The sequence below is a fragment of the Stenotrophomonas sp. 01N47 genome, from assembly GCF_056399165.1.
Genome location: NZ_JBFTQU010000087.1, coordinates 1 through 393, shown reverse-complemented (window position 1 = coordinate 393; position 393 = coordinate 1). Strand labels below are relative to the sequence as shown.

Below are 393 nucleotides of genomic sequence, written 5' to 3'. Positions count from 1 at the left end.
AGCAGGCGCGGGGCGCGCGGGTCGAGCGGATGGAAGCGGTGCCCGAAACCCGACACAAACTTGCCGCGCAGCTCCCGGTAGGCCTGCAGCGCCGCCGCCACGGCTGCCTCGCGCGTGGCGCCGGCATCCTCGCGCTGCGCCACGTCCTGATACAGCTCCACCGCCTGCTCGCCGGCGCCGCCGTGCACGTCGCCCAGCACGTTCACGGCCGATGCCATCGCGTTGTTCAGCCACACGCCGCACGTGGCCGCCATGCGCGCAATCGCGATGCTCGGCGCCTGCGGGCCATGGTCCACCGCCGCCATCAGCGCGGCGTCGAGCAATTCGCCCTGGCCGGGCCCCGGCAGGTCGCCGCGCAGCATTAGCCAGATCATCTGGGCGAAGGAGACATTG

At 72.5% G+C, this 393-nt stretch carries 1 protein-coding gene; it reads right to left on the bottom strand.

The window, feature by feature from the left end:
• A partial coding sequence (locus AC1DKR_RS21340) for a citrate/2-methylcitrate synthase (RefSeq protein WP_478035187.1) occupies positions 1-393 on the bottom strand: 393 nt, incomplete at both ends.